Raw genomic sequence first — 13,359 nt, forward strand, 5'->3', positions numbered from 1 at the left:
GGTGAGACGCTGGCTGGCGCGTAGCCGAACGCTGCTGCAGGCGCTGACCTGGCTATTGCTGGTACTGTATCCGTTTGCGATATGGTTTGGCGTTAGCCGCTGGGGCACGCAGCTGTTGGCGCCGTTGCTGGCCGTGCTGTTCACCCTGCGTCTGCTGTCACTGCGCGGTGGGTGGCGTCAGCACGGCGGCCTGGCGAAAATGCTGGCCCTGGTCGGCATGGTACTGGCGCTGAGCAGCTGGCTGCTGGGGCAATCCCACTGGCTGCTGTATTACCCGGTGCTGGTCAGCCTGCTGTTGCTGGCGCTGTTCGCCGGTTCCCTGTGGTTTCCTCCGACGGTGGTCGAGCGGTTGGCGCGCCTGCGTGAGCCGGAGCTGTCCGCCGCGGGCGTAGCCTATACGCGCCGGGTCACCCAGGTTTGGTGCGGGTTCTTTATTGTGAACGCCTCAATAGCGTTAATCACCTGCCAACTGGGGGATATCAAGCTATGGACGTTGTACAACGGCGGGATCAGTTACCTGCTGATGGGCGCCCTGATGGGGGGAGAATGGATCGCGAGACAAAGGATAAAACGCCGCTGACCTTGCCGATGAGCCGCTGGCTGGCGCAGGAGCGGGCGTCTGACCGCGTGGTTGCCTGGCGTGGCGAGCAGCGAATAACGCTGGGCCAGCTGCGTCGCGATGTCGCCGGGCTGTATCACGAGCTGAATGCGCGCAGGGAACGGCGCTGGGCGCTCTGTTTTGATGACTGCTACCGTTTTACGGTCGCGTTGTTAGCGTCGTTGTACTGCGGTAAAGAGCCAATTATTTTCGGTCATCAGCGGGAAGCCATTTTACAAGAGCAGCGCGCGGACTTTGACGCGTTGTTGAGTGATTTGCCGCTGATGCTTGGCGTGCCGAGCCTGACGGTGACAGAAGGGCGCACAGCGCGCGCCGCGTTGCCGGACTGGCCGGAGGACGCCGGTCTGGTTCTCTATACCTCCGGGTCGACGGGGGAGCCACAGAAGGTGCATAAGTCGGTTGCTGTGCTGGATGATGAATGCGCGCTGCTGGCTGCCTGCTGGTTGCCGCAGTTTCAGGGGTGCTGGATCGCCGCCTCCGTTTCTCATCAGCATTTATACGGCCTGAGCTTCCGGCTGTTTATGCCGATGGCCTGCGGCGTGCCGTTCGACGCGCAGCTCACGCAATACCATGAACAGCTGATTGCTAAACGTCAGGTGGGACAACTGCTGTTTATCAGCAGCCCGGCCTGGCTGAAACGCCTGGATAGCGCGCTGAGCCCGCTGGATTGCACACAGGTGTTCTCCGCCGGCGGGCCGCTGACGTTCGCTGAGGCACAGCGCTCACAGCATCTGCTGGGCGCGTTGCCGTTGGAGATCTATGGCGCGACGGAAACCGGCGTTATCGGCTGGCGGCAGCAGCAACGGCCAGAGACGCCGTGGCGTTTGTTTGACGGCGTCACCCTGCAGGTGGATGCGCAGGGGCTGGCGCAGATCGATTCTCCGCTGCTTGATGCGCCGCTGGCGCTGAATGATATTTTGCAACCGGCGGCGGATACGCGTTATTTTCAGCTGCTGGGGCGCAGCGATCGCATTATCAAAATTGAAGAAAAACGCCTGTCGCTCAGCGAAGTTGAACGACGGCTGCTGGCGCTGCCGGCCATCAGCGATGCGGCGGTATTGCCGCTGCGGCGTAAGGGGCGCACCAGCCTGGCCGCGGTGATCGTTCTGTCCGCGCAGGGACGCGCCGAGCGTCAGTCGCTGCCGGAAGGTCTGTTCACCCGGCGTTTACATCAGGCGCTGCGTCCGTGGCTGGAGCCGGTCGCGCTGCCGCGCAGCTGGCGGATTGTCACGGCGATCCCGCGTAATCCGCAGGGTAAACGCGCCTATGCCGAATTACAGGAACTCTTTTTATGATGCATCCCGAGGTGCTGCAACAACAGACAACGGAGACGAACCATGCCGCGGTGACGATGCGGCTGCCCGCCGAGCTGGCGTGGTTTCGCGGTCATTTCCCTCAGCATCCCATTTTGCCCGGCGTGGCGCAGGTCAACTGGGCAATGCAGTTTGCCGCCGCCTTGCTGCCGATTGAGGGCGGCTTCTCGGGTATGGAAGTGCTGAAGTTCCAGCGACCGATCCTGCCGCTGGAAACGGTGACGTTGACGCTGGAGTGGCAGCCGGCCCGACAGAAACTGCTGTTCAGCTATCGCGTCGGTGAGGTTATCGCCAGCAGCGGAAAGATTGCCCTATGTCGCTGAATCATGAGTTTCGACCCTGTTTGCTCGTCCCTTGTTTTAATCACGGCGCGATGATGGCCGATGTCCTGGATCAGCTGGCGGGCTATCAGCTGCCGTGCCTGGTGATTGACGACGGCAGCGATGCCGCTACGGCGACGGAGTTACAGCGCCTGGCGGCACAGAGGCCGTGGGTGACGCTGCAGCGGCTGGAACAGAACCTCGGCAAGGGCGGTGCCGTGAGCGCCGGCCTGCAACTGGCGCAGCAGCGTGGCTTCAGCCATGCGCTGCAGCTGGATGCCGACGGTCAACATCAGTTAAGCGATATCCCCGCCATGCTGGATGAGGCCCGCCGCTATCCGCAGGCGCTGATCTCCGGCCGCCCGCTCTACGATGCGTCGGTGCCGAAGGCGCGGCTGTACGGCCGCTATATCACGCACTTTTGGGTATGGCTGGAGACGCTCTCCTTTTCGCTGCAGGACAGCATGTGCGGCTTCCGCGTCTATCCGCTGGCGGAAACGCTGGCGCTGCTGAACAGCCGCCGGCTGGGGCAGCGTATGGATTTCGATACCGAAGTGATGGTGCGTCTGTATTGGCGGGGCGTGCCCAGCCGCTTTTTACCCACCCGCGTGATCTATCCGGCGGACGGCATTTCCCATTTTGACGCGCTGCGCGACAACCTACGTATTTCCTGGATGCACACCCGGCTGTTTCTCGGCATGCTGCCGCGCATTCCGCGGCTATTACGCCAGCGTCGGCGGCAGGCAGAGCCGCAGCACTGGTCGGCGGCGCGCGAGCGTCAGGGGCTGTGGGGCATCCGTCTGATGCTCAAGGTGTATAAACTGTTCGGCCGTCGGGCGTTTCAGCTGCTGCTGTACCCGGTGATCGGCTATTTCTGGCTGACCGGGCGGGCGCAGCGCCGGGCATCGCGCGATTACCTGCAGCGCCTGCACCATTTTGCGCAGCAGCGCCAGCAGCCGTTGCCGCAGCCGCTGAACAGCTTTCGCCACTTTATGCGCTTTGGCGACGCGATGCTGGATAAGCTGGCCAGCTGGCAGGGCGAGCTACAGGGGATCCGGCTGGTGGATCGCCAGCGTTGCCAGCAGCAGATCGACTCGGGTAAGGGCACGCTGATTCTGGCGTCGCACCTCGGTGATATCGAATCCTGTCGCGCGCTGGGAGAGCTGGGCGCCGAGGTTAAGGTCAATGCGCTGGTGTTTACCGAACATGCCGAACGCTTTAATCAGGTGATGCGCGAGGTAAACCCGCGCGCCAATCTGAACCTGATCCAGGTTTCCTCGCTGGGGCCGGAAACCGCCATGCGGCTGATGGATAAGCTGAACGCCGGTGAATGGGTGGCCATCGTCGGCGATCGCACCTCCGCCGGGCAGTATCAGCGCGGCGAACAGCCGCGCGTGGTCTGGAGCGAGTTTCTCGGCCAGGCGGCGCCGTTTCCTCAAGGGCCGTTCGTGCTGGCCGCGGCGCTGCGCTGCCCGGTTTTCCTGATGTTTGGCCTTAAACAGCAGGGCGAGCTGCGGGTCTATTTCGAACCCTTCGCCGATCCGCTGCCTTTGCCGCGCGGCGATCGGCAGCGGGCGCTGCAGCAGGCGGTGGATCGCTATGCGGCGCGGCTGGAGCACTACTGCCTGCTGGCGCCGCTCGACTGGTTTAACTTTTTCGATTTCTGGCATTTGGCGGCCGTTGAGCCGCCGGCACGACAGGAGCCTGAGGCATGAGCCTGCAAGACGATCCGCGTTTTTCCGTACGGGTGGAGATTACCGTGCCGTTTCACGATGTCGATGCAATGGGCGTGGTCTGGCACGGCAACTACTTCCGCTATTTTGAAGTGGCGCGCGAAGCGCTGCTGAAGCAGTTTGATTACGGCTATCGGCAAATGCAGGCCTCAGGCTACGTCTGGCCGATTGTGGACACGCGGGTGAAATACATCGCGCCGCTGCGTTTTGAGCAGCGGGTGATTGTCTGCGCCACGCTGCAGGAGTACGAGAATCGCCTGCGTATCGGCTACCAGATCCTGGACGCGGACAGCGGCCAGCGCACCACCAGTGGTTACACCATTCAGGTGGCGGTGGACGAGAGCCGTCAGGAGATGTGTTTTGTTGCGCCGCAGGTGCTGCTGGACAAGCTGGAGGAGAAGCGATGAAAAAGTGGCTATTGATGGCGCTGTGCCTGTTCGCCGTAGGGGCGCAGGCCGTTACGTTGCCACAGCTGCAACAGCGCTTCAGCCAGCAGGCGGTGCTGCGCGCCGAATTTGAGCAGCAGCGCAGCATCAGCGGGATGGCCAAGCCGCTGCAGTCCGGCGGTGAGCTATTGATCTCCCAGCAGAAAGGGTTGTGGTGGGCGCAGCAGCGTCCCTTCCCGCTGACGCTGCTGCTGGACGATCGGCGCATGGTGCAAACCGTGGCCGGGCAGGCGCCGCAGGTGGTGACGGCGGAAAATAACCCGCAGATGTTTCAGTTCAACCATCTGTTGAGCGCGCTGTTTCATGCGGACGGTCAGGCGTTGGAGCAAAACTTCACCCTGCAGTTCAGCGACCTGGGCGACGAACGTTGGCGTCTGGTGCTGACGCCGAAAACCACCCCGCTGGATAAGCTGTTTACGCGCATTACGCTCAACGGCGCCCGCTTCCTGAACACCATTGATATTGATGATAAACAAAACGACGCCACCCATATTCGCTTTTTTAATCAGCGAACCGAACCGGCGACGCTGACCGCCGAGGAGCAGCAGCGTTTTGCGCCCTAACGTCCACCGTCGGCTGGCCTACGGCTGGCTGGCGGTCTGCGTGTTATTACTCGCGGCGCTGTGCGTGCTGGCGCCGCGCAGCCAGATTAACAGCAGCGTGCTGGCGCTGCTGCCGCACTCCTCGCAGTCTCAGGTGCCGAAGGCGCTGGCGGACGGCTTCAGCCAGCGCCTGGATCGCCAACTGATGTGGCTGGTCAGCCCGGCGCCGGGGCAAGGCGACGCTGCGGTGATCTGGTGGTATCAGCAGCTGCGGGCGCTGCCGACGTTGCAGCAGGTCGCCGGCCCGCTGGACGCCGGGCGTCAGCAGCAGTGGGGACAGTTTTTCTATCAGCACCGCAATGCGCTGCTGGATGACGCGACCCGCCAGCGCCTGCGGCAGGGCGCGGAGGCGCAAAGCCAGTGGATCCTCGGCCAGCTGTATTCGGCGTTCGCCGGCGTCAGCGGCAAAGAGCTGGCGCACGATCCGCTGTTGCTGGTGCGTGGCGCGCAGCTGGCGCAGCAGCAAAACGGCGGCGCGCTGCGTTTGCAGGACGGCTGGCTGACGGCGCAGGATCGGCAGGGGCGCAGCTGGTACCTGCTGCATGGCGAATTACGTGCCTCCTCTTACGATATGCACAGCGCGCGGCAGATGGTGGTGACGCTGAACGCGTTGCAGCAGCAGTTGCAGCAGCGTTTTCCGGGCAGCGAAGTACTGAAGCGCGGCGCGCTGTATTACAGCGACTATGCCAGCCAGCAGGCTGAGCACGATATTTCCACCATCGGGCTGGCCTCCGTGGCCGGCGTATTTTTGCTGGTGCTGCTGATGTTCCGTTCGCCGCTGCCGTTGTTGCTGTGCGCGCTGTCGGTCGGCGTCGGCGCGCTGGCGGGAACGGTCGCCACCTTGCTGGCGTTTGGCGAGATTCACCTGATGACGCTGGTGCTGAGCATCAGCATCGTCGGCATTTCCGCCGACTATACGCTGTACTTCCTCAGCGAACGCATGGTGCATGGCCGGCAGTCGACGCCGTTGCAGAGCCTGCGCAAGCTGCTGCCGGCGCTGTCGATGGCGCTGCTGACGACGGTGGTGGCCTATCTGGCGCTGTTGATCGCGCCGTTCCCCGGGTTGCAGCAGTTGGCGGTGTTTGCCGCCGTGGGGCTGAGCGCGGCGTGCATGACGGTAATCTGCTGGTATCCGCAGCTGTCGCGCCGCCTGCCGGTGCGTAGCGCGCCGGGACTGACGCTGATTATGCGCTGGCTGCGGGCCTGGTGTCGGCCGCTGCTGCGCTTCGGCCTGCCCGGTGCGATCGCCGTGACGGTGGTGGCGGGGATTGGCCAGCTGCGCATTGATGATGATATTGGCCAGCTGCAGTCGCTGCCGGCCGGGCTGCAGCAGCAGGAGCGGCAGATCGCCGCCTTGACCGGGCAGCATAACGCTCAGAAATGGCTGGTGGTGTATGGGCAGAATGCCCAGCAGACGCTGCAGCGGCTGGAAATGCTGCGGCCGAAACTGCAGCAGGCGCAGCAGCGGGGGCTGTTGGAGGATTACCGCCTGCTGCCGCTGCCTTCCCTGCGCCAGCAGCGTGAAGATGCGGCGCTGCTGGCGCGCGTTGCCCCGCAGGTAACGGCGCAGCTGCAGCAGGCCGGCGTTGAGGTTGCTCCGCCCGATCTGCAGGCGCGCTGGGTGCAGCCGGAACAATGGTTAACCAGCGTGGTCAGCGAAGGGTGGCGGCTATTATGGCTGTCGCTGCCGGACGGCCGCAGTGCGGTGCTGGTGCCCGTCAGCGGCGTGCAGGACAGCGCCGCCATGCTGAAACTGGCGCAGCAGATTCCCGGCGGCGGCTGGATCGACCGTAAAACGGAGTTCAGCGAGCTGTTTGGCCACTACCGCCTGTACCTGTCCTATTTACTGATGCTGTCGGTGGCGGCTATCGCGGTCATCTATCTGTGGCGCTTCGGCCTGCGTCACGCGCTGCGCTGTATGGTGCCGACCCTGCTGTCGCTGGGCGGCGGCATTGCGGCGCTGGCGTTAAGCGGCCATACGCTGAATCTGTTTTCACTGCTGGCGCTGGTGCTGGTGCTGGGGATTGGGATTAACTACACGCTGTTTTTCACCAATCCGCGCGGAACGCCGACCACCTCGATGTTTGCCATCTTTATGGCGGTGTTCACCACGCAGCTGACCTTCGGCATGTTGGTGTTCAGCCATACGCAGGCGATCGCCAGCTTTGGCATCGTGCTGAGCGGCGGTATTGCGGTGGCGTTTCTGCTGGCGCCGCTGACCCTGAGAAAAACGTTAAGAGGTAATGTCTGATGCGCGGCCTATTGCTCCCGATCGTGCTGCTTGGCGCGTTGCTGACCGGCTGTGCCGGTTCATCTTCTACGGCCGATGCGCCCAGCGCCTGGCTGAAGCCCGGCACCCGGGTGGCCCTGCCGTCGCCGACGCTGGCGGAACCGTTCAGCCAGCAACAGTTGCTGACCGCCGAAGTGAAAGGGCAGCGGCATACGATGATGGTGCTGCTCAATGCCGATGGTCAGCGCCTGACGCTGGTGGGGATGTCGCCGCTGGGCATTCGCCTGTTTAATCTGGTTTATGATGAGCAGGGTATTCACAGTCGGCAGTTTATCAAGCTGGGCGAACTGCCGCCGGCCGCCCAGGTGCTGGCGGATATTATGCTGAGCTACTGGCCGCAGGCGCAGTGGCAGGCGCGGCTGCCGGCAGGCTGGCGGCTGGAGGAGCGCGACGATCGCCGCCGTCTGTATGACGATCGCGGGGTGCTGATCAGCGAGATCCGCTACCAGACGGCAGAACGTCGTCATCCGGTGTCCATCAGCCAGTCGGCGTTCCACTACCGGATCGCCATTGAGAATCTGGAGGAGTAAGCGATGATTTATTTCTCCGCGCTGGGCATGGTCAGCGCGCTGGGCATGACCCTGGCGCAAACCGCGCACAGCCTGCGTACCGGCCGCGCGCCGGGCATGCAGCCGCAAACCCGGTGGCTGCTGGGCGACGAGCCGTCATGGTATGGTGCGGTGATGGGAGACTTGCCGACGCTGCCGGCGGCGCTGCGCCGTCACGACTCGCGTAATAATCGTCTGTTGCTGGCGGCGCTGGCGCAGATCGCGCCGCAGGTCGAAGAGGCGATAGCGCGCTACGGCGCGGATCGCGTGGCGGTGATCCTCGGCACCAGCACCTCGGGGATCCACGAAGGGGAGCTGGGGCTGCAGTATTACCAGCAGCACGGCGAGTGGCCGGCGGGCTATGATTATGCTCAGCAGGAGCTGGGCGATCCGGCGCAGTTTCTGAGCGCGCTGCTTGGCGTGCAGGGGCCGGCCTATACGCTGTCGACCGCCTGTTCCTCCAGCGCGCGGGCGATCATCAGCGGCAAACGCCTGATTGACGCCGGGCTGGTGGATGCGGCGATTGTCGGCGGTGCCGATAGCCTGTGCCAGATGGCGATTAACGGTTTCCGCAGCCTGGAGTCGCTGTCAGCGACGCGCTGCACGCCTTTTGCCCAGGGGCGCAGCGGCATCAATATCGGTGAAGGCGCGGCGCTGATCCTGTTGAGCGCCGAGCCGGCGCCGGTGGCGCTGTTGGGCGTGGGTGAATCGTCCGACGCCTGGCATATGTCGGCGCCGCATCCGCAGGGGCTGGGGGCGGAGCGGGCGATCGCGATGGCGCTGCAGACTGCCGGGCTGCAGCCGCAGGATATTGGCTACATCAATCTGCACGGCACCGCGACCCGTCTGAATGACGCGATGGAGGCGCAGGTGGTGCAGCGTATGTTTGGCGCCGCCACGCCGTGCAGCTCGACCAAACATCTGACCGGCCATACGCTGGGCGCCGCCGGCGCGGTGGAGGCCGGGCTGAGTTGGCTGCTGCTGACGGAAGATCTGCCGCTGCCGGTGCAGGACTTCAGCCAGGCGCCGCGTGACGGCGAGCTGGCGGCGATCGATCTGTTGACCGCGCCGCAGGCGCTGACGCGGCGGACGATTTTGTCGAATTCATTTGCTTTTGGCGGCAACAATGCCTGCCTGTTGTTAGGAGCGCTGCCATGAGTTGTTATCAGGCTGCTGAATACTATTTGCCGCATGAAGCGCCGATGGTGCTGCTGGAGCAGGTCGTCAGCGTGGATGAAGAAGGCGCCAGCTGTACGGTCCGGGTCAGCGACCGCGGCGTGCTGGCGCCGTTTCTCGATGAGCAGGGCGCATTACCCGCCTGGTATGCGGTGGAGCTGATGGCGCAGACCATCGGCGTCTGGAGCGGCTGGCACGGGCGTCAGTCCGGTCTGCCGCCGGCGCTGGGCATGCTGCTGGGCGGCCGCGCCATTCGCTGTGAGCAGCCGGCGTTCGCCGCCGGCAGCGAGCTGGTGGTCAGCGCCCGGCAGCTGTTCCGCGATGAGAAACTGGCCTGTTTTGAATGCACGCTGACGCTGAACGAGCAGCAGGTTGCGCACGGCAGGCTCAATACCTACCAGCCCGACCAGCAGGAAATTACTCAACTAACCAATCCAGGGGGCAACGCATGACGCGTTCCGTTTTAGTCACCGGCGCCAGCAAAGGAATCGGACAGGCGATCGCCTGTCGTCTGGCGGCCGATGGTTTTTATATGGTGGTGCATTATCACCGTGACAGGGCCGGCGCAGAACAGACGCTGCAGCAGATTACGGCGGCCGGCGGTCAGGGGCGGCTGATTCAGTTTGATATCAGCGATCGCGTTCAGTGCCGCGAGCGGCTGGAGCAGGATATCGAGCACCACGGCGCCTACTACGGCGTGGTGAATAACGCCGGCATCACCCGCGACGGTGCTTTCCCGGCGCTGAGCGACGGCGACTGGGACGGCGTGATCCATACCAACCTCGACAGTTTTTACAACGTGCTGCACCCGTGCGTGATGCCGATGATCGGTCTGCGTAAAGGCGGACGGATTATCGCGCTGTCGTCGGTGTCCGGCGTGATGGGCAACCGCGGGCAGGTCAACTACAGCGCCGCCAAGGCGGGCGTAATCGGCGCCTGTAAGGCGCTGGCGGTTGAGCTGGCGAAGCGCAAAATCACCGTGAACTGTATTGCCCCCGGGCTGATTGATACCGGTATGGTTGATATGGAGCCGCTGGCGAGGGATGAGGCGATGCGCGCCATTCCGTTAAAACGCATGGGCACGGCCGAGGAGGTCGCCGGGCTGGCCAGCTACCTGATGTCGGACATTGCCGGCTATGTGACGCGGCAGGTGATTTCCATTAACGGAGGCATGGTATGACGCAGCGGGTGGTGATCACCGGCATGGCGGGCATCACCGCCTTTGGGAACGACTGGCGGCAGATTGATGCGCGACTGCGGCAGGGGAAAAGCGCGGTGCGCTATATGGCACAGTGGGAAGCGTACCTGGGGCTGAATGCGCGGCTGGGCGCGCCGGTGGACGATTTTGCCCTGCCGGATCACTACACGCGTAAACGCATTCGCTCGATGGGGCGGGTGTCGCTGTTGGCGACCCGCGCCACGGAGCTGGCGCTGGAGCAGGCCGGCCTGCTGGAGGATGCGGTGCTGACCAGCGGCGCGACCGGCATCGCCTACGGTTCGTCGAGCGGCAGCACCGACTCGGTCAGCGAGTTCGCCACCATGCTGACCGAAAAGCACACCCACAATATTACCGGCACCACCTATGTGCGGATGATGCCGCACACTGCGGCGGTCAACACCGGCTTGTTCTTCGGCCTGCGCGGAAGGGTGATCCCGACCTCCAGCGCCTGCACCTCCGGCAGTCAGGCGATCGGTTATGCCTATGAGAGCATCCGCCACGGTTACCAGACGGTGATGGTGGCGGGGGGCGCGGAGGAGCTGTGCCCGTCGGAAGCGGCGGTGTTCGATACCCTGTTCGCCACCAGCCAGCAGAACCAGCGGCCGGATCTGACGCCGCGGCCGTTTGATCGCCAGCGCGACGGGCTGGTGATCGGGGAAGGTGCTACCACGCTGATCCTGGAATCGCTGGAGCATGCACAGGCGCGCGGTGCGACGATTTACGGCGAGATCGTCGGCTTCGCCACCAACTGCGACGCCGCGCATATTACCCAGCCGCAGCGTGAAACCATGCAGATCTGCATTCAGCAGGCGCTGGATATCGCCGGTCTGACGGCTGGCGATATCGGCTATATCAGCGCGCACGGCACGGCCACCGATCGGGGCGATATTGCCGAAAGTCTGGCGACCGCGGCGATCTACGGCAACCAAACGCCAATCTCGTCGATGAAAAGCTACTTCGGCCACACGCTGGGCGCCTGCGGTGCGCTTGAGGCCTGGCTGGCGTTGGAGATGATGCGCGACGGTCAGTTTGCACCGACGATTAACCTGACGGAACCGGACAGCGCCTGCGGCAATCTGGATTACATCATGGGTGATTACCGCGCCATCGAGACCGAATTTGTTCAGTCGAACAATTTCGCCTTCGGCGGCATCAATACCTCGCTGATTCTGCGCCGCTGGGCGTAGCCGCATCCGGCCGGAGCAATCTCCGGCCATTATTGCGTTGCAGCTAAAAGTCTTCTGCATTTCCTGCTGTTTTTGATCAACAAAAGCGCTGTCATACTCTCGTCAGTGGTATTTCATTAAACAAATTGAGAGAGAGATGATGAGCATTCCAGCATTTGGTTTGGGCACTTTCCGCCTGCAGGATCAGGTGGTGAAAGATTCCGTACGCAACGCGCTTGAACTGGGTTACCGCGCCATCGACACCGCGCAGATCTATGACAACGAAGCGGCGGTGGGCGAGGCGATTGCCGAGAGCGGCGTCGCGCGTGAAGCGCTGTTTATCACCACCAAGATTTGGACCGCCAACCTGGCAAAGGGAAAACTGATCCCCAGCCTGCAGGAGAGCCTGCAAAAGCTGAAAACCGACTACGTCGACCTGACGCTGATCCACTGGCCGTCGCCGAACGATGAAGTGCCGGTGGCGGAGTTTATGGCGGAACTGCTGGAGGCGAAACGGCAGGGGCTGACGCGTCAGATCGGTATTTCCAACTTTACCGTGGCGCTGATGCAGCAGGCGATCGACGCGGTGGGGGCGGAGGAGATTGCCACCAACCAGATCGAGCTGTCGCCATATCTGCAGAACCGTCAGGTGGTAGAGTTTGCCCGTCAGCACGGCATCGCTATTACTTCCTACATGACGCTGGCCTACGGTAAGGCGCTGCAGGATGAGGTTATCAACGCCATCGCCGCCCGCCATAATGCCACCGCGGCGCAGGTGATTCTGGCCTGGGCGCTGCAGCAGGACTATGCGGTGATTCCGTCATCCACCAAGCGCGACAACCTGGCCAGTAACCTGCTGGCGCAGCAGCTGACGCTGAGCGGGCAGGATATGGCCGAGATCGCCGCGCTGGAGTGCGGCGGCCGTCTGGTCAGCCCGGAAGGTCTGGCGCCGGCGTGGGACTAAACGCCGGTTGGACGATTGACGTACGGGCGCCGCAAGGCGCCTTTTTTACGGCTGAGCGCTGCCGAGACGCGCGCTGAGAAAGTCGATAAAGCTGCGCAGACGGTTGCTGACCGCGCTGTCGCTGTAATATACCGCGTTAATCGGCATGGCGAGCGGCAGCGTCTGTTCGGCCAGGATCGGCACCAGATCGCCGCGTCTGACGTCTTCATCACTCATAAAGTCGGACAGGCAGGCGATGCCGTTGCCATACAGACACAGGTGGCGGTGGGTTTCGCCGCTGTTGCTGGTCAGCCCCGGTTCGATCTCCAGCTGACGGCCGTCGGCGCAGGAGAGCGGCCAGCGGTTGAGCGCCACCAGGTCGTTAAAACCGATGCAGCAGTGCTGACGCAGCTCTTCCACCGTGGTCGGCGTGCCGTGTTTGGTCAGATAGTCCGGCGAGGCCAGCACTTTGCGATAACTGTTCATCAGCTTGCGCGCCTTCAGGCTGGAGTCGGTGAGCTCTCCCACGCGAATGGCGATATCCACCTTGCGTTCAATCAGGTTGATAAAGGTTTCCGACGACACCAGCGACAGCGACATCTCTGGGTACAGCGTGCGGAACTCGGCCACCAGCGGCGCCAGAACGTGCAGCACCACCGGCGTAGCGGCGTCGACGCGCAGCAGCCCTTGCGGCCGCTGGCGGCTCTCCATCAGCGCATTTTCCGCCGCCGCCATCTCCGTCAGCACCTTTTGCACCTGGCGGAAATAGTTTTCCCCCTCCTGCGTCAGACTGATTTGGCGGGTGGTGCGGTTGAGCAGGGTGACGCCCAGCTTGTTTTCCAGCTTTTTGACCGTGCGGCTCACCACGGAGTTGGCCTGCCCCAGGCGTTCCGCCGCGCGGCTGAAACTGCCGTTTTCCACCACCGTGACAAAGGTGATCAGTTCGTCCGAATTCGCTTTCATTGTTGCTCCGCTAGCAAGGCT

The 13,359-nt window shown here is 63.3% G+C and carries 14 protein-coding genes; 13 read left to right on the top strand and 1 reads right to left on the bottom strand.

What is annotated here, in order from left to right:
• The first annotated feature begins 1 nt into the window (after position 1).
• The 13 genes from D781_RS04090 to dkgB all read left to right on the top strand — a co-directional run bounded on the left by D781_RS04090 (position 2) and on the right by dkgB (position 12,396).
• Complete coding sequence (locus D781_RS04090) at positions 2-580, top strand: hypothetical protein (RefSeq protein ID WP_015671044.1); 579 nt, start codon at positions 2-4, stop codon at positions 578-580.
• Positions 547-1,914, top strand: coding sequence for an AMP-binding protein (locus tag D781_RS04095; protein WP_015671045.1), 1,368 nt, complete (start codon positions 547-549; stop codon positions 1,912-1,914). The genes D781_RS04090 and D781_RS04095 overlap by 34 nt, the downstream gene beginning before the upstream one ends.
• Entirely contained in the window at positions 1,911-2,255 is a 345-nt protein-coding gene (locus tag D781_RS04100) for a 3-hydroxymyristoyl-ACP dehydratase (protein ID WP_015671046.1), read from the top strand. Before D781_RS04095 ends, D781_RS04100 begins: the two co-directional genes overlap by 4 nt.
• Positions 2,246-3,967, top strand: coding sequence for a glycosyltransferase family 2 protein (locus D781_RS04105; RefSeq protein ID WP_015671047.1), 1,722 nt, complete (start codon positions 2,246-2,248; stop codon positions 3,965-3,967). Before D781_RS04100 ends, D781_RS04105 begins: the two co-directional genes overlap by 10 nt.
• The gene (locus D781_RS04110) at positions 3,964-4,392 is read left to right on the top strand and encodes a thioesterase family protein (RefSeq protein ID WP_015671048.1); all 429 of its coding nucleotides are present in this window, start codon (positions 3,964-3,966) and stop codon (positions 4,390-4,392) included. Before D781_RS04105 ends, D781_RS04110 begins: the two co-directional genes overlap by 4 nt.
• Positions 4,389-4,994, top strand: coding sequence for an outer membrane lipoprotein carrier protein LolA (locus D781_RS04115; protein ID WP_015671049.1), 606 nt, complete (start codon positions 4,389-4,391; stop codon positions 4,992-4,994). Before D781_RS04110 ends, D781_RS04115 begins: the two co-directional genes overlap by 4 nt.
• Positions 4,984-7,284, top strand: a complete 2,301-nt coding sequence (locus D781_RS04120; protein WP_015671050.1) for an MMPL family transporter — start codon at positions 4,984-4,986, stop codon at positions 7,282-7,284. The genes D781_RS04115 and D781_RS04120 overlap by 11 nt, the downstream gene beginning before the upstream one ends.
• Complete coding sequence (locus D781_RS04125) at positions 7,284-7,853, top strand: DUF3261 domain-containing protein (RefSeq protein ID WP_015671051.1); 570 nt, start codon at positions 7,284-7,286, stop codon at positions 7,851-7,853. Before D781_RS04120 ends, D781_RS04125 begins: the two co-directional genes overlap by 1 nt.
• 3 nt (positions 7,854-7,856) lie before the next feature.
• Entirely contained in the window at positions 7,857-9,029 is a 1,173-nt protein-coding gene (locus D781_RS04130; RefSeq protein WP_015671052.1) for a beta-ketoacyl-[acyl-carrier-protein] synthase family protein, read from the top strand.
• Positions 9,026-9,499 (top strand): hotdog family protein, encoded by a 474-nt coding sequence (locus D781_RS04135; RefSeq protein WP_015671053.1) that lies wholly within the window; start codon positions 9,026-9,028, stop codon positions 9,497-9,499. Before D781_RS04130 ends, D781_RS04135 begins: the two co-directional genes overlap by 4 nt.
• The gene (locus D781_RS04140; protein ID WP_015671054.1) at positions 9,496-10,227 is read left to right on the top strand and encodes a 3-ketoacyl-ACP reductase FabG2; all 732 of its coding nucleotides are present in this window, start codon (positions 9,496-9,498) and stop codon (positions 10,225-10,227) included. Before D781_RS04135 ends, D781_RS04140 begins: the two co-directional genes overlap by 4 nt.
• Positions 10,224-11,453: a beta-ketoacyl-ACP synthase gene (locus D781_RS04145; protein ID WP_015671055.1), complete on the top strand. Its 1,230-nt coding sequence runs from the start codon at positions 10,224-10,226 to the stop codon at positions 11,451-11,453. The genes D781_RS04140 and D781_RS04145 overlap by 4 nt, the downstream gene beginning before the upstream one ends.
• A gap of 139 nt (positions 11,454-11,592) precedes the next feature.
• The gene (gene dkgB, locus D781_RS04150; protein ID WP_041411997.1) at positions 11,593-12,396 is read left to right on the top strand and encodes a 2,5-didehydrogluconate reductase DkgB; all 804 of its coding nucleotides are present in this window, start codon (positions 11,593-11,595) and stop codon (positions 12,394-12,396) included.
• A gap of 45 nt (positions 12,397-12,441) precedes the next feature.
• Here the strand turns inward: dkgB and yafC are convergent, their stop codons facing one another.
• Positions 12,442-13,338, bottom strand: a complete 897-nt coding sequence (yafC, locus tag D781_RS04155) for a DNA-binding transcriptional regulator YafC (RefSeq protein ID WP_015671057.1) — start codon at positions 13,336-13,338, stop codon at positions 12,442-12,444.
• Positions 13,339-13,359 lie beyond the last annotated feature (21 nt).

Source organism: Serratia sp. FGI94 (assembly GCF_000330865.1).
GTDB lineage: Bacteria > Pseudomonadota > Gammaproteobacteria > Enterobacterales > Enterobacteriaceae > Serratia_B > Serratia_B rubidaea.